Annotated in this window: 16 protein-coding genes; 9 read left to right on the forward strand and 7 right to left on the reverse strand. The window is 32.0% G+C overall.

The genetic code is table 11. The features are described 5' to 3' along the window. Positions 1 to 255 precede the first annotated feature (255 nt). The 5 genes from ACWJKS_RS06160 to ACWJKS_RS06180 all read left to right on the forward strand — a co-directional run bounded on the left by ACWJKS_RS06160 (position 256) and on the right by ACWJKS_RS06180 (position 4,269). A complete protein-coding gene (locus ACWJKS_RS06160; RefSeq protein ID WP_462960732.1) occupies positions 256 to 1,191 on the forward strand; it encodes an ABC transporter ATP-binding protein in 936 nt (311 codons plus the stop codon). After that, a complete protein-coding gene (locus ACWJKS_RS06165; protein WP_224578860.1) occupies positions 1,169 to 2,095 on the forward strand; it encodes an ABC transporter ATP-binding protein in 927 nt (308 codons plus the stop codon). The genes ACWJKS_RS06160 and ACWJKS_RS06165 overlap by 23 nt, the downstream gene beginning before the upstream one ends. Beyond that, on the forward strand, positions 2,088 to 2,816 hold the full coding sequence (locus tag ACWJKS_RS06170; RefSeq protein ID WP_462960733.1) for a hypothetical protein: 729 nt from the start codon (positions 2,088 to 2,090) through the stop codon (positions 2,814 to 2,816). Before ACWJKS_RS06165 ends, ACWJKS_RS06170 begins: the two co-directional genes overlap by 8 nt. 720 nt (positions 2,817 to 3,536) lie before the next feature. Continuing rightward, entirely contained in the window at positions 3,537 to 3,809 is a 273-nt protein-coding gene (locus ACWJKS_RS06175; RefSeq protein WP_462960734.1) for a hypothetical protein, read from the forward strand. A gap of 172 nt (positions 3,810 to 3,981) precedes the next feature. Continuing rightward, the gene (locus ACWJKS_RS06180) at positions 3,982 to 4,269 is read left to right on the forward strand and encodes a hypothetical protein (RefSeq protein ID WP_462960735.1); all 288 of its coding nucleotides are present in this window, start codon (positions 3,982 to 3,984) and stop codon (positions 4,267 to 4,269) included. A 570-nt stretch (positions 4,270 to 4,839) separates the two neighbouring features. Here the strand turns inward: ACWJKS_RS06180 and ACWJKS_RS06185 are convergent. Beyond that, positions 4,840 to 6,300: an IS1182 family transposase gene (locus ACWJKS_RS06185; protein WP_462960498.1), complete on the reverse strand. Its 1,461-nt coding sequence runs from the start codon at positions 6,298 to 6,300 to the stop codon at positions 4,840 to 4,842. 557 nt (positions 6,301 to 6,857) lie between these two features. Between ACWJKS_RS06185 and amrA the strand changes: the two genes are divergently transcribed. Together amrA and amrS are read left to right on the forward strand one after the other, a co-directional pair. After that, positions 6,858 to 8,231 carry an AmmeMemoRadiSam system protein A gene (amrA, locus tag ACWJKS_RS06190; RefSeq protein WP_462961055.1) on the forward strand — a complete coding sequence of 458 codons (1,374 nt, stop codon included), beginning with the start codon at positions 6,858 to 6,860 and terminating at the stop codon, positions 8,229 to 8,231. A gap of 11 nt (positions 8,232 to 8,242) precedes the next feature. After that, complete coding sequence (amrS, locus tag ACWJKS_RS06195; RefSeq protein WP_165413798.1) at positions 8,243 to 9,229, forward strand: AmmeMemoRadiSam system radical SAM enzyme; 987 nt, start codon at positions 8,243 to 8,245, stop codon at positions 9,227 to 9,229. Between the two features lie 198 nt (positions 9,230 to 9,427). On the opposite strand, the gene ACWJKS_RS06200 is transcribed toward amrS, so the two are convergent. The 4 genes from ACWJKS_RS06200 to murQ are packed head-to-tail and all read right to left on the reverse strand — an operon-like array spanning position 9,428 to position 13,699. After that, entirely contained in the window at positions 9,428 to 10,273 is an 846-nt protein-coding gene (locus ACWJKS_RS06200) for a MurR/RpiR family transcriptional regulator (RefSeq protein ID WP_165413799.1), read from the reverse strand. 33 nt (positions 10,274 to 10,306) lie between these two features. Continuing rightward, positions 10,307 to 11,386, reverse strand: coding sequence for a DUF871 domain-containing protein (locus ACWJKS_RS06205; RefSeq protein WP_165413800.1), 1,080 nt, complete (start codon positions 11,384 to 11,386; stop codon positions 10,307 to 10,309). A 28-nt stretch (positions 11,387 to 11,414) separates the two neighbouring features. Then, positions 11,415 to 12,776 (reverse strand): PTS transporter subunit EIIC, encoded by a 1,362-nt coding sequence (locus ACWJKS_RS06210; RefSeq protein WP_165413801.1) that lies wholly within the window; start codon positions 12,774 to 12,776, stop codon positions 11,415 to 11,417. 17 nt (positions 12,777 to 12,793) lie between these two features. Next, positions 12,794 to 13,699 (reverse strand): N-acetylmuramic acid 6-phosphate etherase, encoded by a 906-nt coding sequence (gene murQ, locus ACWJKS_RS06215; RefSeq protein WP_165413802.1) that lies wholly within the window; start codon positions 13,697 to 13,699, stop codon positions 12,794 to 12,796. Positions 13,700 to 14,275: 576 nt separating this feature from the next. Here murQ and ACWJKS_RS06220 point away from each other — a divergent pair. Then, a complete protein-coding gene (locus tag ACWJKS_RS06220; protein ID WP_165413803.1) occupies positions 14,276 to 15,928 on the forward strand; it encodes a thiamine pyrophosphate-binding protein in 1,653 nt (550 codons plus the stop codon). Positions 15,929 to 16,057: 129 nt separating this feature from the next. Here the strand turns inward: ACWJKS_RS06220 and ACWJKS_RS06225 are convergent, their stop codons facing one another. Both ACWJKS_RS06225 and ACWJKS_RS06230 read right to left on the reverse strand, forming a co-directional pair. Next, positions 16,058 to 16,600, reverse strand: coding sequence for a LemA family protein (locus tag ACWJKS_RS06225; RefSeq protein ID WP_462960736.1), 543 nt, complete (start codon positions 16,598 to 16,600; stop codon positions 16,058 to 16,060). A gap of 37 nt (positions 16,601 to 16,637) precedes the next feature. After that, positions 16,638 to 18,566 carry a DUF2207 domain-containing protein gene (locus tag ACWJKS_RS06230; protein WP_462960737.1) on the reverse strand — a complete coding sequence of 643 codons (1,929 nt, stop codon included), beginning with the start codon at positions 18,564 to 18,566 and terminating at the stop codon, positions 16,638 to 16,640. A gap of 347 nt (positions 18,567 to 18,913) precedes the next feature. Between ACWJKS_RS06230 and ACWJKS_RS06235 the strand changes: the two genes are divergently transcribed. After that, a complete protein-coding gene (locus tag ACWJKS_RS06235) occupies positions 18,914 to 21,592 on the forward strand; it encodes a sigma 54-interacting transcriptional regulator (protein WP_462960738.1) in 2,679 nt (892 codons plus the stop codon). Positions 21,593 to 21,595 lie beyond the last annotated feature (3 nt).

Here is a 21,595-nt window from a genome sequence, read left to right on the forward strand (position 1 = left end):
CTATGTTGGACTCAAACTAAATAATGTACAAAGAAACTATAGGAACGGAGAAAATGTTGCCATTTTGAAAGAATTGTCACGAGGATTTGTTTTCCAAATCCATATCATGAATTGGGCATCAAACCTCATTGTGGAATGTTGAGATTGCTTTATTATGATGTGATCTATAAAGAATGTAAAAAAAAGCAAGCTGTTGGAATAATAAAAATTAGCGGGCATGAACGGCATGACCCTTCAGGAAAGGAGAAAATAAATTTGGAATATATAGAAGTAAGTCATTTGACTAAGGATTATGGTCATGGAAGAGGAATATATGATGTTAGTTTTAAAGTCTCAAAAGGTGAGACCTTAGGTTTTCTTGGACCAAATGGTGCAGGAAAATCTACAACGATGAGACAGCTTATGGGATTTTCAAAACCGCAAAGTGGAACCGCAGAAATATTAGGAATGAACTGCAGTGAAAAGTATAGTGAAATATTGAAGCATGTAGGTTATCTTCCAGGTGAAGTTGCACTTCCTGATGGACAAACAGGATGGCAGTTCATAAAAATGATGCAGGGATTACGTAAAAACGGAAATAATGATGAAAGAATTAAGTATCTTATAGACAGATTTCATATGGATCCTTCACCAAATGTGAAACTTATGAGTATAGGGGAAAAAAGGAAACTGGCTGTTATTGCAGCCTTTATGGGTGATCCTGATGTATTACTTTTGGATGAACCCACAAGTGGTCTGGATCCAGTTATGCAAGAAGAGTTTATTAATTTTATTCATGATGAAAAGGAAAGAGGAAAAACAATCCTTCTCTCTAGTCATATATTTAGTGAGATTGAAGAATTATGCGACAGGATAGCCATTATAAAGGAAGGAAAGATATTAACAATTCTTAATGCAATAGATGTAAAACATGGATTAAGGAAAGAATTTAATGTCATTCTCAAAACAAAGGATGAATATAATCATTTTTTAAATGAAGGATTTGAAATAACTTATAAAAATGATAAATATAATAAAGTTGTAATAGTTATGGAAGATGCAATGACAAATAAATTCCTAGAAACGATTGCAAAATACAATGTTACTGGGTTTTCAGAGGCTTCTATAAGTCTTGAAGATTTTTTTATGCATTTCTATAAGAATGATAAAACGTTTGGAGGTGTTAAAAGTGGAAGAAATCATAAAAGTTGAACACATTACCAAGGATTACGGTAATGGAAGAGGAATCTTCGATTTTAATTTTAGCGTTAAGAGAGGCCAGATATATGGGCTTGTAGGAACAAACGGTAGTGGAAAAACAACTACACTTCGTAGTATGATGGGATTCGTAAAGCCTGATAAGGGCAATGTTTCCATACTTGGCATGGATGCATGGAAAGACGCTTTTGAGATTAAGAAGTTTATAGGTTATGTTCCTGGTGAAATTGATTTTCCTGACGTTGGTACTGGGACTACATTTTTAAAACTCCAGGCAGAATTTCTTGGTATAAAAGATATGACATATACTAATGAACTTATAGATATGTTTAAACTTGATACAGATGCAGAACTTAGAAGAATGAGTAAGGGGATGAAGCAAAAAACTGCATTAGTTGCAGCATTTATGTCAAAACCAGATATTCTTTTGTTGGATGAACCATCTACTGGGCTTGATCCTCTTATGAGGGATATGCTCATTGAGCTTATACTTGAACATAAGCGTTTAGGTAAGACAGTATTCATGAGCAGTCATATTTTTAAGGAACTGGAAGCCACATGTGATGCTGTTGCATTCATACATAATGGCCATTTTATAAATTTTGTAGAAAGGTCAATGCGTGATCCAGACATGGCTAAGATCTACAAGGTTGGATTTGAGGATACAAATGAATATGAGAAATTTGCAAACAGCAAAAAATTTAAGATACATCGTAAGAATGATAACTATAAACATCTAATGCTGTTTGTAGATGATGGCAACATAAATGAACTGTTTGCCGAACTTGCAAAATACAACATACGATATATCAAATATATTCCATATACATTGGAATTCTATTATACACAAATTATTGAAAAGGAAATAAAGATACAGGAGGGAAATAAAAATGTTTAGTTTACCATTATTTAAGCAGTCAATAAAATCAAATTGGGGAATTTGGCTTGTTATGACAGTTATTATGGATTTAATTCTTTTACAGCTTACGTCCATGAAAGGAATTGCTAGTTCAGGATTGGTTGATACAATGTTTTACGGCATGCTTGGTATAGTACTTCCTACTATTTATGTAATGGTTACAGCGAATAAACTTCTTGCAGCACAGGTTGACAAGGGTTCAATGGCATATATACTTTCAACACCGACAAAACGTTCAACTGTAGCATCTACACAAATAATATTTATGCTTCTTTCGCTGTCGGTAATGTTTTTATCTACAACACTTGTTCATACCATTACTAGTGTAGTTATTCAAGACAGTATTGCATTAAAAACAGTTATTGAACTAAATCTTGGTGCATTTGTATGTGTAGCTGCATTGGGCGGAATCTGTTTTATGTTTTCAGGAATATTTAATCTTTCCAAAAATGCTACAAGTTCAGGCGGATTAATTTGTATAATATTTATGATGTTTAATATGCTGAAAATGTTCTCAGAGTCTGGTGTTAAAGGATTTGATAGCTTTAAATATTTTACAATAGTATCTTTATTTGATGTAGAGGGTATCACTTCGGGGGGGAATGCATGGATATGGAAGATATGTCTTCTTCTTTGTATAGCAGTAATTACTTATACAGTCGGTTCGATTTCATTTCAAAAAAAAGATTTACCCTTATAGAAACAATTAATATTAAAAAATGTATTTGTAATAAGAATTATATCCTAATGTTGAAATTTCTTGATAGTAATAAAAATAGTTAAAGACTTTGAAAAGATTCCAAAATTGCAATCTACGATAAAGAAAACATGAGTAAAATCCAAATGGCAATTGAGTTTATAAAATCCTTACCACAACCAGCGAATAAATGTTATGTTTTATGTGATAGTTGGTTCATATGGGGAGCCGGATGCCTAAGTGCGACAAGAAGTGGCTTCTTCTTGTAATAATATTAGTGCAGAGTAATCTGCTGTCTTAGTAGTAAAGACATTCCCATCTGAAACTGCGTCAGAAGTAACTCTGGGGTGGGTTGCATGAGGAAAAGGCTAATTGATTATCTAATATCCAAGATGGTCATGGGCAAGGGAAAGAATGGTAAGGTCTATGATTAAGCGTCGTTAACGGCAGCAATAGATAGGATATGATTAGATATTGCATTACAGATAGGAAAATGCAACTTTGGACGTGCATATGCAACTACCCAAATATCTGTCGGTGTATTGATTAGACCTAACCCATTCGCAACTAATGGAAGTCAAACTTGATAAGCCCTATGGAGTCCATGGAAATGGTAGGTCGACCGTAAGGAAGATACAACTCTTTAGAGGGTAAAGGAACGTTAGAAAAAGCAAAAGCTACTATGGTTTAAACCAACAGAAATAAGAAATAACTGTGTAGATAATGTCAAATGACATACCCGAAAGGGTGCCGACTTCTAACTGGTGTACAACACGGAATAAAGCGAAAAGTAAAAGAACTACAAAGATTGCTGAAACCTTTGATAGAGATAGATTAGCTAAGACATATAATAATGGAATTTCTAGTGCTTTACCAGTAGAAAACGTAAATGCCTTTGGTGCTGGTGGGATTTATTCAAGTGCAGAAGATTTATGTACTTTTGCAACAACTTTCACTAAAAATTCAAATGGAATCCCTAAAGGCAATGGAGAATAAGGAATATCTAAAAGGTATTTGGTCAGAAGATACTGATAATACATTGGGCTACGGATTAGGCTGGGATAGCGTAAATTTCTATCCATAATTCGTAAAAGAGATAAATGGGAAAATTTATATTAAGCAAACCGGCTATGCAACTTTTCCATTTCTAGGTCAAACAATATCAAGTTTGTATGTAGCACAAAAAGAGGATGTAAATAAATTAACAGAAAGTGTTTCACAAGCTTGGGCAAAAAGAGAGGGTAAGAAATATTTCTTAATAAACGAAAAATACTCTTCATTAATGTATATGTTGGCATGTCCCGATGTACAAGTTAGCCTTACGAAAGGTCCTGAGGGATATGTTCTCTCAAATAAAATTGTAGATAATAATTCAGCCGTTGCTACCTTAGATGGTCCAGGTGTATTGTCACGTGACCTATTGGACTACACAATTTATAAAAAGGTTAAAGATTGAATCTATTTATTTTTAGTTTATTTTTTGTTGAAAATCTATAGATAATAAGGAGCAATAGGTACAGCTCCTCTGAATTTTTATAAAACGGGTGGACAAAAAAGTTTAGACGATAAAAGTGGATATAAAATCAAACCAACTAATTAAGAAATCCATTATTAGTTCTTCCCGATCATATCTGACTTTTATTTTTACCATAATAACAACCTCCTTGTTCTAAAGAGGTTGTTATTATAGTACTTTATGTGTTAACTAATGTTGAATCCCATATATGTTTGGAAGTTCTGGGGGGGTGTAGTCCCGGTACAGAAATTCATATCCAAGAGGAGAAAGTCGCTTTACGTCATCATGTTTCAATAGATGACCTGCATTTCTGATAGCATCCAATGCCTTTTGAAGATGAGATGTTATATTTAACAATAAGAAAGACCCATCTAGCGTCGAGGCCACTGAAAAAAGCACTCTCTTTTCAGTAAGTTTTTTAGGCTTGAACAGAAAAAACATGAAATACCCATATTTTTGGATGTTTCATGCTTTTTCTTTTTATATTTTTATATTTAAGTTAAAAAAGCCTTATTTCATGCCTTTCAACTTGATTATTCTCTTTAGATTCACAGTGAAGATTGATAACGCACCTTGCATTTGCATGCTAATTAAACCTGACGATGTTGCTACATCATAGCCATGCTGGTGCTTAAGTTCACTGTTTTTAGCCTCTATCATATAACGTTCTCTAGCACGTTTTTTAAAATACTCACTTTTTTCGAACTCTATTTGATCTTTGTGAGTATTTGACTTTATTGAAACCGAATAAGTTTTAGATTTAGCACCTTCTTTATAGCACCCATCTTTATGAACACAATTTTTACACTTTTCTACATTAAAATAGTAAGTTAGCACTTGATTTTTACCAACATTCTTCTTTCCCTGTTTTGCTTTTTTAATAGCCATATGGCCTGCCGGACATACAAATAAACCAGCATCTTTATTAAACTCAAATTCATCTTCTTTTTTTCGCATTCCTTGTGAAATTACAGGATTTAGTCTTGAAATTAATACAATTTTATTTTCTTTTGTATATTTTAAGTTTTTCATTTCAGAATAAGCTGTATCTCCAATTACTTCATTAACATCTATACCAGCCTCACGGCTTTTTTCTATTAAGGCTATGAGCTCCTTTCCATCACTTTTTTCGCCAGTTGTAATAACAGCTGCTGTAATTAAACGTTCTTCACTCATAGCAAGGTGTGATTTATATCCAAAAAAAGAACTATCTTCAGTTTTATGCCCCACTTTTGCATCCTCATCTTTTGATAGTTTTAGATTTTCTAAGTCATCATTAATAGCTTCCATTAAGTAGTTTAATTTAGTTTTCACAGCTGGATTTGCTGCAGTTTCTGGCTTCTCGTTTATGCTATCAATTAATAATTTGCAGTACTCAAGAATATCTTCAAGTACTCCAGTTGTAACTTTATTAGGTAACTCTTCTTTAATACCAGGATGTACTCCATACAATGTTTTTCTTAAGTTTTTTGCACGTTTCAATAATTCTTCGCTCGCTGACTTTTGGTTATAACGTGACTTGGTATGCGTAGCATCAACTATTATTGCTTTACTTTTTAAAACTCCCTCTTTTATAGCAAGTTCTACAGTCTTGTTTATTAATAAATCCAATAAATTCATGTCTTTAAGGCGAAGCTTTCTAAATTTAGTTAATGTACTTGAGTTTATTAAATTTGTTTCTTCTGGGGCTAAATTTAGAAAATATTTAAAGGACATATCATAAAGAGTTCTTTCAACAACATCTTCATCAGACAATTCATATATTACTTTCAAAAGTAAATATTTAAATAGCATTATGGGGTTAATAGCACCTCTACCCATAGATGAACTATAGTTAACCACCAATTCATCATAAACAAATGAAAAGTCAATAAGGTCATTAATTTGCTTTAAAATGTTATCTTCCGGAATAATTAACGAATATAAGCTATGGTATGTATTTATTTTTATTTCCAATTGTCCTTTTAGCATAATAGTATAGCCCCTTTTATTTTAGTCTACTATACTAATTCGACATATCTTTTAAAATTCCTTTTTGTTTTTAGTCTTTTACATAAAAAAAATCGCCATCTTTAATTCGATGACGATTTTTTTTATAGTTTTTCAGTGGCCTCCTAGCGTCAGATGGGTCTTTTAATATTATTTTATGGGCTGTAGCCTCTTTATATTTAACTGACTTTCTCGTATCCATTTCTTAGTATAGCAATAATTATAAAAATCAATAGAAAAATATTAACAATAGTAGAAATACACATGGTAATTAATCTTTTCTTAACGGAAAGCATGGTATAAGAATAGAAAACTTAGTTGTTGTGGAGGAAATTGAAAACACATTATTTATTATAAAGTGACTAACTAAGCTAATGCTAAAAAACCTTTATGGATATGAACACTAAGTAGTGGGTAAAATATTTATGCATATAAAAATAGATTAGGCTAGAATACTGACTTGATATTTATTTAAATGAGATTTAAAGTAATGAATAGGAGAGGTGATTACAACGGGAAAAATAAAAGCTTTTTATACAATGCCACATCCACCTATAATAATTCCAGAGGTGGGACGTGGAGAGGAAAAAAAGATAAAAAACACATACGATGCTTGCGTGCGCATTGGAGGCGAAATATCAGAGTTAAAACCAGAAGTAATAATAGTAGTGACACCACATGGAACTATGTTTTCAGATGCCATAGCTCTTTCTTTTGAAAGTTCTATTTCAGGAAATTTAAAGCAATTTGGGGCGTCAAAAGTTTCTATGAATTTTGAAATAGACATGGATTTGACAGGGAAAATTATGGCTAAGGCACGCGGTAATAATATACCAACGGTAGAAGTAAGCACAAGTTTTCTTAAAAAATACGATAGAGAATATGAATTAGATCACGGCAGCATAGTTCCACTGTATTTTGTTGTTGATAGGTATAATTCTTTTAAGCTTGTTCATATTACCTATGGGGGGCTTAGTCCTATACAGTTATATAAATTTGGTAAACTCATTAAAGAGGCAATAGAGGAGAGCAATGAAAATGCTGTATTTATTGGAAGTGGTGATCTTTCACATCATCTTAAAGATGAAGGACCTTATGATTATAATCCCTATGGAGAAGTGTTTGATGCCGAAATAATAAGTCTATTGACAAAAGGTGATGTATCAGGAGTATTTAATATAAATCCAGAAATGGTTGAAAATGCTGGAGAATGTGGCTTAAAGTCTTATTATATAATGCTTGGAGCAATGGAAGGTAATGAAATAAAGGGAGAACTCCTTTCCTATGAAGGCACCTTCGGAGTGGGCTATGCGGTAATGAAATTTGACCTTAAAAACAGTGATAGAGATATATTATCAGAAATTACTAATGAAAAAAGAAAAAAATATGAGGAAAGAGTAAATAACGAAGATGTTTATGTTAGGCTTGCCAGAGAAAGTCTTACTCATTATCTAATAGAGGGTAATTTCATGGATCAACCAAACTATGTAACAGAGGAAATGATAAATAATAAAAGAGGGGTATTTGTGTCTCTTAAAAAATTTGGACAGTTAAGGGGCTGCATAGGCACAATTTTTCCAGTAACAGAAAGTGTAGCAAGTGAAATAATGCGAAATGCCATTGAAGCAGGAGAAGGGGACCCAAGGTTTAGTCATGTATCGGAGGGAGAACTTGAGGATATTGTGTTTTCCGTAGATGTTTTAACGGAGCCTATAGCAGTTTTAAAAGAACAACTAGATCCAAAAAAATATGGAGTTATTGTGAGAAGCGGTAGAAAGAGTGGACTACTATTACCAGATCTTGCTGGTGTTAAGACCATAGAGGAGCAGATAAGTATAGTATTAAATAAAGCATCAATTTCCCCAAATGAAAAATATTCTATAGAAAAGTTTGAGGTTATAAGGCATAAATAGGAGTGGTAATTATGGAAAAAGAAGCTTTGTTTTATGAAAAACAAGGAGAGGTAGTTTATTGCAAACTTTGCCCTCATAATTGCCATATTCCAGCAGGCGGTCATGGCATATGTAATGTACGGGTAAATAGCAAGGGAAAACTTTATACGATAAATTATGGAGAAATAACTTCTATGGCTCAAGATCCCATAGAAAAAAAACCACTATATCATTTTAAGCCAGGAAGCAACATACTTTCTGTAGGAAGCTTTGGCTGCAATTTTAGCTGTGGTTTTTGCCAAAATTACTCCATATCCCAAGGGAGAGCAAAGAGCGAATATGTACCACCAGAAAAGTTAGTGGAAATATGCAAAAGTCTGGAAGGGAATATTGGAATAGCATTTACATATAATGAACCTTCTATTTGGTATGAATATGTATACAATTCATCAAAACTATTAAAAGAAACAGTAAAAGATATAAATATAGTGGTGGTTACGAATGGCTATATTAAAGAAGAACCTCTAAAGATACTTCTTCCATATGTGGATGCTATGAATATTGATTTAAAAGCGTTAAATAACAAGTATTATAAGGATATATGTGGAGGCAGTGTGACACCTGTTATGGATACTATTAAAATAGCATCAAAACAGTGTCATGTAGAGGTAACTACTCTACTCGTAAATGGAGAAAATGATTCTGCAGAAGAAATTGAGGGAATTGCAGGATTTATTGCCTCATTAAATAAAGATATTCCACTTCATTTATCAAGATATTTTCCAAACTATAAGATGGATAATCCTGCTACAAAAGTTGAGGTAATGTATAAAGATAGGTATACAGCAAAAAAATATCTTAACTATGTATATTTAGGTAATGTAGCAGGCACGGATAACTCAACTTATTGCCCAAAGTGCAGTTACAAGCTTATTGCAAGAGAGGGATACCGGCTCCATGTTAATACTAGTGATGATATATGTCAAAAGTGTGGTTATAAAATAAATATTATACTTTAAATTAACAATAATATCCAAAGCTAAATTTATTTTGCAGAAATATAGTTTGGAGATTTTATTTCACGAGGTTTAATAGATGTTGAGGTACCCAACCACCTACATTCAAACTAATAAAAAAGCCACAGTAAAAAATGTACTGTGGCTTTTTTGATTCAATATAACATCTTGGTTTTTTCACACCAATATACTTAACTTCCCCTATTTATACAATTCTTTAACTGCTTTTCTTGTTTCAATTAAAATTTCTTCAACTTCTTTTATATTATTTCTAACCATGCCTATAAATAACATATCTATTATTGCTAGCTGTGATATTCTCGAGCTAATTGCACCTTCCCTTAAAGATTTTTCTACTGCTGGCACACGTAATACTACATCTGAGATATCAGCTATCTTATTATTTACACTAGCCTTTGTTATTGCTATTACTGGAACCTTCCTCTTTTTTGCATTTTCTACACATTTAATAACTTCTCTTGTTTCCCCTGAGTAGGATATTGCTATTGCTACATCACCTGGCTCCATTAATATAGATGAGGTTATTTGCAAATGTGTATCTGTATGTGATATACATCTCTTATTTATCCTGCTTAACTTATAATAAAGATCTTGACCAACTAAAGCTGATACTCCTACACTAAATATATATATATTTTTAGCATTTATAAGTAATTCTATTGCATTATCTAGTTCTTCTTCCTTTAACAATCTAACTGTCTGTTCCATGATAGAGGCTACTGAATTTTTTATTACATGAATTATATTTTTTGTTCCTAAATCTTTATCTAAGTATTGAAACCTTATTTCTTGATCCATTTTATCTAAATTTATAGATAACTTAAGCTTCATTTCATTTAAGCTATTAAAACCTATTTTTTTAGCAAACCTAACAACTGTTGGAGCTGATGTTTTAGTAGTATAGGCTATATCCTTAGCTGACATTGATATGATACTTTCCTTAGTTTCTAATAAATAATCTGCTATTAATTTTTCACTATCTGTAAAACTATCGTAATTTTGCCTTATATATTGTAATACGTTCATAATATCACGCCCTATTTACATTTGATGGTAGCTCTAATTATTTACTATATTAAAGTAAAATTTTCTACCACCCTTTATATATTTTAATAGATAAATATGCTTTTGTAAAACAGAAGCTACAACATTTGTCCTATAATCACTCTTTTGACTTGTTTTTAATATTTGTAATTCTCCCATATACCTCATGTAATTTTCGTTATCTATAATAATATCTCCATAATTTTTATCCACTGTATTTAATGCCTTTATTTTATTTTCATTAAGAATTAATCTACTTTCACTAGCTCTTATAGCATCTCTAGCCTCATCTTCTCTTTGGGTGTAAGTTTCAGTAAGTAACATTAGGGTTACAGTATCGCATTCTTTTAATTCTATAAAAAGCTCTACTGCATCTGGATTTAATCCAGATAAATCTTCTAGTTCTTTTTTGCTTGGAAGTGAATCACCTATAAATACAGATTTATTTCCTAATGCAAACAAATGATTCGCAGCCTCTCTTACCTCTATATCTCTATGATCTTCTAAACTTGGTAATCCATCATATAATGGACCTCTTTTTCTATTATTTGATTGTACAAAAGCAGAAGCTTCTATTCCTCTTTTACTTAAAATAGTATTTTTCTCTTTCATACATTCTTCTGAAATACCTGTACCCACTCTTGGATAAAAATTATGTAATGCATCAATATTTTTGTAGTTAGGGGGATATCTATCTAGGTTTTCAAAAAAATCTTTAGTTATTGTTGATGCATTTAGTTGAATTTTAATTCCATAAGTGTTTTTGCTCATTTTAGATATTTCTTCTTCTGTATATCCAAAATCTATTCTTATAGTCTTAACCCCCATATCAAATAGTCCCTTCAAATCCATATCATTTAAGTCTAAAAACTTAAATGTGTTAGGAGAAATATCACTTATTATATCCATATTATATTTTTTAGCCAACTTGAAAAATTCTTGTGCCTCAGTCTTTAATATGCTATAATTTGCCTCTGGTATATGAAATGAGGTAAATATTCTAGTAAATCCAAGTTTATGAGCATCATTTAATAACTTTATATTTTCTTCCTTTGTATTGTCTAGTCCAAAATAAATAGAAAAACCATAACTCATAAAAATCCCTCCTTCAAATCATAAATTGCTATTCTACTGGATCTTCAAAACCTAACATGTTAGTAAAGAAATATCCACCTATATAGGATACCAATACACCTAATAAGAATACTGGCATTTTTCCATTTGCAATTAATAATGCGAGTGGTAATCCTGATACACCTAATGCAACTGCTCCTACCTTAAATATTGCCATAACCGCTCCACCTAGTGCTGCTCCAAAACAAGCCCCAACAAATGGCTTTCCAAGTGGTAATGTTACTCCATATATTAATGGCTCTCCTATTCCTAAAAATCCTGGTATTAATCCATTTTTAGCTACTTTCCTTAATCTTTCATTTTTTGTTTTTCGGAGTACTGCTATAGTAGCTCCTACTTGTGCCATTCCAGCTGTTGCTAATATAGGAAGTAATACTGTAAATCCAACATTAGCTATTAAATCTGCATGTATTGGAGTTAATGCTTGGTGCATTCCTGTCATAACGAGTGGTAAGAATAACCCTCCTGATATTGCTCCTGATATAACTGATATTATCATATTATCTGATGCTATGGTTTGAGCTACGACTAAACCTATACTATCTGAAATAAATCCCCCTATTGGTTGGAGTATAAATAATGCTACTAAAACTGAAATTGTAAGTGTAACGAGTGGTGTAACGAATAAATCCAATACATCGGGTACAAACTTCCTACAAACCTTTTCAATGTAACAAGCTAAACTTACTACTAATATTACTGAAATAATTCCCCCACGTCCTGGAGTTAATGCTGTTCCAAAAAGAGTTATCGTTGCAAGTGCTGGCGATGAAAGGATACCACCTAATACTCCACCCATCATTGGCATTTGTGAACCGAATTCTTTAGCTGCATTTACACCAACTAAAATTGATAATATAGAGAATACTCCATTGCCTATAAGAGCTATTATTTGAGCTGCAGTTGTGGTTTTATATACATCTCCAAAATATACTCCTGCTATATTATTAACCGCAAGTACAAGCCCAGAAGCTACGAATAGTGGTATTAAGGGAATAAATATATTCCCTAGTTTTTTTAGTATGTTTTTAAACTTAGTATCATTCTTTTCTTTTAATTTACTTTTAGTTTCTGCTACTGCATCTTCCCCTAAAACTACATTTCCCCCAAGTATTTTTGTGACTTCTTCAGTTACCTTATTTACCTTGCCTGGTCCATAAATAACTTGTAATTGTCCCTCGGACTCAACCACTCCAAGGGCTCCTTCAGATTTTTTTATTTCATCTATTTTAGCTTTTGAAAAATCTTTAAGTTCTAATCTGCATCGCGTCATACAGTTTGTAACAGATTTTATATTATTTTTCCCTCCAACTAGCTCCACTAAATTTTTAGCTATATCTTTATTTACCATAATATTTCCTCCCTATTTTAGATATTATTTAGTGCTTTTGCTATATATCCTTTATTTTCGTCTAATATGATTTTTGCTTCCTCTTTACTAAGATTTGATAATATCATGAATATTGATAGCTTAACATCAAAATCTGTTTTATTTAATATTTGTGATGCTTCTTCAATAGCTATTCCTGTTGCTTCGCAAATTATTAACTTAGCTCTCTCAATTAGTTTTTCATTTGTTGATTTTACATCTACCATAAGGTTGCCATATACTTTACCTAGCTTTATCATAACTCCTGTTGATAACATATTTAATACTAGTTTTTGAGCTGTTCCTGATTTTAATCTTGTTGATCCTGTCACAACTTCTGCTCCAACTACTGGTTCTATTGATATTTTCGATGCCTTTGAAACTTGTGTATTAGCATTACAAGTAACTGAAATGGATAATGCTCCTATTTCATTTGCATACTCTAGTCCTCCTATAACATATGGAGTTCTACCTGATGCTGCAAGTCCTACTATTGTATCATTCTCTGTTATATTTTTATTTTTCAAATCTTTTACTGCGAGTTCCTTAGAATCCTCAGCTCCTTCCATTGCACTAAACATAGCTTGTTTACCACCTGCTATAATCCCTTGTACTAGTTCTTCAGAAATTCCATATGTAGGTGGACATTCCGATGCATCTAAAATTCCAAGTCTTCCGGAAGTTCCTGCACCTATATAAATTAATCTCCCTCCTTTATACATTCTTTCAACTATACAATCTATGGCTTCTACTATTTTAGGAAGTTCCTTTTCCACGGCTTCTGCTACCTTTTTATCTTCATTATTTATTTTTTTTACCATTTCTAAGGTTGAAATCTTATCTATGTCCATGGTATTTTCATTTCTACTTTCTGTTGTTAGTTTTTTTAAGTTTAATATATCCATATTTCCTCCTTTATTACTGCTCATTTTTCTTTTGTGTACGGTTTCATCTTATGAGATTATATTAGCATAACTGAAATTACATTTCAAGTATTTCTTTAAAAAAAGTTATTTCATTTCATCTTTTTTATTAACCAAGTCCTAAAACATATTAATATTATTATTTTCTACATATTTAAAATAAATATTCTGTATAAGCAATTTTAATCAACATCCTATTTTTTTAGAAACTCAAATTATAATATTAAATTCAAAATAATATGGGGGACAAAGACTACTATTAATAAGAGTACCTAATTTGGTATTCTTATTTTTGTTGATTGCCATAGGAATGCATATAGTTCCATTGATAACGTAACCATTGATAAACCTAATTATTTTCAAAAAATCTTATGCATAATACTTGAAAATTATGTTACAATTAGTATGAAAATGTATAAATTATTCATATGATAGAATATATTGGAAATATGAGCTTGATTTTATGTAATGAATGGAACATAGAAATAAAGCTCAATATTGTCTAACATAGCCTAATTTATAAAAGAAACTAATTGAAATTGATGGAGGATATAGCATATGAGAATAGCTGACGCAATAATAAAGACACTTACACTTAATGAAGTGAAGTGCGTATTTGGAATACCATCTGCAACATTTGCGGGTATACTGGATGCTTTAAATGACAGTGATATAGAATTTATAATAACAAAGAATGAAGCAGGAGCTGCTTACTGCGCTACAAAATATTCTGATTTATCAAATAAATTAGGGGTATGTATGTTGGCAGGTGGTGTAGGTGTAAACAATGCCATCAATGGAATTGCAGACGCACAAAGAAATAAACTTCCTATGCTTGTTATAAATGGGGATATAAAAAGGTCTTTCATGGGAAAAGGTGCTTTACAAGAATTTGATAATATAAAATTGCTTAGTAGCTTAACAAAATACTCGAAAAATATTTTAAATGAAGATGAAGTTATTGAAGAGATTGAAAAAGCAATTACAATTGCCATGACACCACCATGTGGTCCCGTTGCATTATCAATTCCTTTTGATATTCAAAATAATGAATTAGTAGGAATTCTTCCTACTAATAAAATAGTTATTGAACCAATGCAGTTTGATAAAAAAAGTTTAAAAGAAGCTATTAATGAGATTAATAATACTCAAAAGGGATTAATCTTAGTTGGTAGAGGTTCAAGAGGTATTAGTAAAGAAATAAAAGCATTAAGCGAAAAACTTAAATGGCCTATAATGTCTACACCCAATGGTAAAGGAGTTGTGCACACAGACTTCCCTTATTATATTGGAAATTATGGATTTTGTTCAGCAGATGGAGCTGTGGAGTATGTAGAGAAAGAACAATTTGGTTGTCTATTAATCCTTGGTTCATCTTTAGGACAAGCCGCAACAAGGGATTACAAGGATATTCTCGTTAAAGATAGAAAAGTTATAAGAATTGACTGGGATGTAGCGGAGTTTAATAAAGTTTATAAGGAAGATATTTCTGTTTGTTATGACCTAAAACAAGCAGTAACTTTAATTAGTAACAATGTATCAGTAAAGGAAAATCCATTCATTAAACCTTTGATGAATAAGCCTTATGTAAAGAACCATACAGGTATGTCTTTAAGACTATTTGCTGAAAAAATATCAGACTTACTACCTGCGGATACTTGTTTCGTAAGTGATATGGGGGACTTTTTTAATTATTTATTTAAGTATATGCCAATAAAGGAGACAATGGATTTTCAAACAAGTATAAATTACGCATGTATGGGAACCGGTGTAGGGGGAGTTGTAGGTTCGTACTTAGCGAGTCCTGATAGAACATATGCTGTAATGGTAGGTGATGGTGGGTTTTACATGAATGGAATGGAAATACTAACAGCTAAAGAATATAATATACCTATTATCTACTTTGTTGTAAATAATTCAATGTTAGGGCTTGTTAATAATGGATTAAATGTACTATATGGTAGAAGTTGCAAAGGCAAAGTTAAATTTGCTAAAAAAAGTATAGCTTCTATTGCAGAAGCTATGGGAGTAGAAGCTATACAGATAACCTCAAATGATGAAGTTGATAAGATAAAGGACTTGCTACACAATAGAACACAACCATTACTTATTGAATTAGTTACTGATGGTTCAGAAATTGTTATAGATACTGATAGATTACAAAAAGTTAAATCATCTCCTGCGGAGAGCTGTGAAGATTCGAGAAGATGAATTTGAATTAAATGAAGAAGTAATAAATTAAGAGCATCCGTTTGGATGCTCTTTTATCAATCTCAGTCTCAAGCTATTTAGGGAAATATCCCGGGGGACATTAACAAATTGGGAATACAATTTGTCTTGCTAAAACTTAATCTGCGGAGTAGCCTTTTCTTTCTCATCCACATTGAAGAAAGGTTCTTCTTTGAAACTAAACATGCTTGCAATCAGGCTTGATGGAAACATTTGTACAGAGTTATTGTAATCCATAGCAACATCGTTGTAAAATTGCCTTGCATAGCTAATTTTATCCTCTGCTTTTGACAATTCTCCCTGAAGCTCAAGAAAATTTGTATTTGCCTTAAGTTCTGGATATGCTTCTGCTACAGCGAACAATTTTCCAAGAAACTGTGTTAACTCACCATTAGCCTTCATCATATCGCCAGGTGTATTTGAGGAAAGATAGTTAGTTCTGGCTGAGGTTACTTCTTCAAAGGTACTACGTTCATGATTAGCATAGCCTTTTACAATTTCAACTAGGTTAGGGATAAGATCAAATCTTCTTTTTAGCTGTACGTCTATTTGGCTCCATGAATTCCTCACCTTATTACGTTTGATTATGAGGTTATTATAAAGAAAAATCAGTATCAGTACTAGTGCAGATATTATAATTACTGGAATTAACATAAAAATCGCTCCTTTATTCTTTTTTAATTATGACGCATTAAAATGCGCCACCGCCGCCACAACCGCCACCGCCACCGGAACTACCGCCACTAAAGCCACCACCACCACCAGAAGATGATGAATTCTCAGAACTTGCAACGCTTTGTGCTGTGGAAATTGCGCCCTCCACGGTATGGATAGTATCATCAAACATTGCACCAAAGCCACTGAAGTAACCATAGCTTGCCCCATACATATAGGTGAGATTATTATTATTTAGATCCTCATCGCTGAAAACAATAGGAAGCTGTTTTATAACTTCCTTTGCGACGCCAAGAGAGATGGCGTAAACAAGATAGTGTTCCCATAATATAATAGACGGAATTTCAGCTTTATCTAATCTGCTGAAGTCTTTTAAAAAGTTTTTGAAGGACTGCCACATTGCATGCTGCTCATTTCCATATGCTGTTCTTCTTTTTATTAATGTTGAGAAAATCACCATTATAACCCCTTGAATTATGGCAACTACAGCAATTGGAGTAAACAGTAGTAATGTAACAGCTATTCCAATTAATAAATAAGAAAATCCTGCTAATGTTCCAAGTAAGATTCCCTTTTTACAGGTTTGATCAAAAAAATCATTTTTAGCAGCTTCCTTACATGCGAGTGTATTCCATTTATCATAATCAGCCTTAAATTCTAGTGCTTCACCCTTTTCTTTAACATAATCTTTTATTTCATCAAGGGCAACATAATTTCCGTTTCCTATTTTATCTATAAACCAGTTTATCAAAAACTCTTCGTGCGTCTTTAAAGTTATTGATGGTGCTTTTTCATTTAAGGTAATTACATATTTATCTATCTCCTTACTATTAAAGAAACCCTTTTTAGTAATCTTATTTTGAGAAATTATAAGTTGCTTTTTTCTTGCAAGATCCATAAGGGTAGCCATTACATCTCTAGTATTTACTTTGCCAAAGGACATTAAAACACTCATTTCTGCGGGGGTATAATCACCCGGAAGCTCCCTGTAATACTTGCCATAAAAGTTTGGTTTAATTTCTTTATCATATTTTTTATATATATAATAAATTATTGGAAACCATAACAGTATGAGAACTATTGCTAGAGGGTTGCCTACAGATTTACGCTGCATTTGCATTTCAACCTGCTGCTGCACCTCCTTCCTTGATTCCTCTCTTGTTTTATTTGCTTCATCCGCAAGGGTAGCTTCATTTGCCATTATTCTAGGTAGTGCAGCTTCATCTACTACATTACTCGATCCAGGAACAAGATTTATAGGGAATAAAACCAGGGTTTCTATAAAAGTACCCGGTGACACTGTAGGCACAGTAAATTCTACAGTACGGTTATCTAATATGGAAGATTCGCCTATAAGGGGCCCATGAGCAAATATTTTCAAATCCTCTTTTGTAGCTCCAGGTGGAAGTGTTATTTTTATTTTTATGTTATCCAATCTAGTTTTCCACCTAGAGTCAACTATCTTTCTGTTAAACTCTGCAATGTCCTTATATTTTGTAACAGCATCAATTAACTTGTATTTTATAACAAAGGTTTTTTCTTGATTTTTTGAAACCTCAAAAAGCTTAAGCCTTGCCAAGGTTCCTTCCTCTATAAAGTTATAGGTGCCTGGTTTGCCTGTGGCATCAAGAGAATTACCGGGATTTAGCTGAAGTTCTTTTAAATTATAATTTTCCAGTACATAAACTTTTTTGTCTTTTAAGCCTTTTGTAATAGAAAAATCAACATCTCTAGTAACTCCATTAAACTTACCGTCGAAATTATAAGTAAGCCGCTCTTCAAAGTTAGCTGAACCGTCATTATTTACTATTACATTAATAGCATACCTAGATAAATTATATGTTTTAGTTCCCGAAGCATATACTTGTTGTTCAAATGTAGAGAGAGTAAAAAGAACAATTGCCAAAAACATTTTAGTAAAAATTGTTGTGAAACCCTTTTTCATAAATTCACCTTCCTATAATCTTATTATATACAATTTATTCAAGGAATTCACTATATTTCATATTTTAACGACATTTCAAAAGGAAAGTTTAATTATGAATGTAGCTAAAGATTTAAAATCAGTAAATAGAGTATAATGTTTTGAAAAATTTGACACTTCCTTGCTTTAATTAGATTTACATATACATAAAGAGGAATTATATTACTTGATGTAGAATGTAGCATATAGAATATTTTACCATATACGGAGGTGTTTTTATGAAAGGAGATTTAAAAGAAGCAAGAGAATATGCAATCATTAGTAGTAATTATGTAAAGGATTTCATGAATTTAGAGGAATGAGAGACTATGAAAAGAATTGAATTAGTATTTAATACGTTATGCAAAGGCATTTATGAAAGTGACGATAAAGCTAGTGGATTTTCAGCTATTGAAATAGCTGAAAAATTAAACATACAAAGAACTAATGCCTGCAGTGATTTAAATGCTTTAATTAGAGAAGGAAGAATAGAGAAAATTAAAGGGAAGCCAGTTTTATATACAGTGAATAATTATGAGAAATTGGCTATTAAAGCAAATGTTGATATTTTTGACAGTATAGTTGGGGCAGGACTAAGTCTCAAAAGTGCTGTTGAGCAGGCCAGAGCTGCAATAATTTATCCACCTAAAGGCCTTCATACTCTTATACTTGGAGAAACGGGTACGGGTAAGTCCATGTTTGCAGAATTAATGTTTAAATATGCAAAAGAAATCGGTAAGTTAAAGAGTAATTCACCATTTGTAATTTTTAACTGTGCTGATTATTATAATAACTCTCAATTATTGATGTCTCAGCTATTTGGAGTTAAAAAAGGGGCATATACTGGTGCGGATAGAGATAGAGTAGGACTTGTTGAAAAAGCAAATGATGGGGTTCTTTTCTTGGATGAAGTACATAGACTTCCACCTGAGGGGCAGGAAATGCTCTTCTATTTAATGGACAAAGGAATATATAGAAGATTTGGTGAAACGGAAGTTTACCATAAAGTCAATATATTAATTATAGCTGCCACTACCGAAAACATAGATTCCTCCCTTCTGAGGACTTTTACAAGACGTATACCTATGATTATTACATTACCTTCACTTAAAGAGAGGACGATTTATGAAAGGTTTCAAATTGCAAAGCAGTCGTTTAAAGAAGAAGCAGTTGCAATAAAAGGTGATATTTCAATAACTGCCAATGCATTAAAGGGGATGTTATTATATGATTGCAGTAATAACGTAGGACAACTCAAAAGTGATATAAAAATCTCTTGTGCCAAGGCTTTTCTTGCTAAGATGATGAAAAGGGATAAAGAGGTTTGTGTGCATAGTGAAGATTTGCCAAGGTATGTACTTAGGGGATTGCTAAAGGCTAAAGAGTTTAAAGATGAATTAGAAAAATACGCAAAGAAAGATATAATAATATTCGCTCTCGATGAAAGTAATGTTACGGAAGAAAAAAATTTAAAGGTATTTAATTTTTATGAAACTTTAGAGGTAAAAAGAAAGCTGCTTGAAGCTAGAGGCTTAAATGAAAATGATATAAAAATTATTATGAGCGTAGATATTGATACGTACTTAAAAAGATATATATTTAATATTTCCAAACAGAACCTAGATGAGTTATATAAGGTTGTGGATAAACGGGTGGTAGATATTGTGCAGGAGTTCCTAGAAAATGCAAGTAGGTTACTTGATAAAGAATTTAGCAAAAAGATTTTATATGCTCTGGCTATGCATGTTGGATGTTCAATAGAAAGAATAAATAGAGGTAAAGAAATAAAAAATCATAAGCTTGAAGAAATAAAAAAACATAATTCATTAGAATATAAAATTTCCAATGAATTAAAAGAGAAGATGGAACAAAAATTTAATGTTTTAGTGCCTGAAGATGAGATTGCATTTATTACTATGTTTCTAATTATAGATAAAGAAGAAATAAAAATCGAGGGAAAAGTAGGAATTGTTGTCGCTATGCATGGCGAATCTGCGGCGACTTCTATTGCAGATGTAACTAACAGGCTACTTGGGGAAAATCATGCAGTAGGATACAATATGCCTCTGGATCAAAAGACTGAGACTGCATTAGTAAATCTGACTCATATTATAAAAACTACTCATAATGGAAAAGGAGTGATACTTTTGGTTGACATGGGGTCACTCGTATTATTTGGAGATATGATTTACGAAAAGACAGGTATACCTGTAAAAACAATTGATATGGTATCTACCCCCATGGTTTTAGAAGCAACAAGAAAGACACTTTTATATTCTACTCTTGAAGAGGTGTACGATTCTTGTATTAATTTAAGCCCTTTTATGGGGAAAATGTATAAGGATTCTTTGAGATTTGAATCTAATATTAAGAAGGATGTCATTATTACAGCGTGTTTAACTGGACAAGGAGCAGCACTTAAGATCAAAAATATACTAGATCAAAAATTTAACTTACAAAGCAAGGGAATTGATGTTATTCCTATAAATATTGATGATAAAATTAGTTTTAACAAGAATATACAAAATATAAAGAAAGAGAGAAACCTGCTTGGAATAATAGGGGCTGTGAAGCCAGAGGATGATAGTGTTTTATATTTAAGCACATATGAAATTTTTATACCTGAAAGGTTGGAGTATTTAGGGGAAACAATCGATACAATTAAGACTATTGAAAACATGAAACAAGTAATTGAAGAAAATGTATCCATTGATGCTAACAAACTTATAGAAAGTTTTAAGCTATTCTACCTAAGACTTTTGAATAATCAAGTAATTTTGGATGAAAAAAATTCAGTGGGCCTTATACTACATATATCATGTTTAGTTGAAAGGATATTAAAGAGAGAAAAGTTAATATCAACTAAAAACAATGAAAAATTCTATGATGAATACATAAAGGAAATTAATATTATTAAAAGTTGCTTAAAACCTATAGAAGAAGTATTTAATATAGGAGTTTCTAAAAGTGAGATTGTTTATATAACAAAAATTGTGTATTTAATATAATAC

Source organism: Clostridium sp. CM038 (assembly GCF_055081105.1).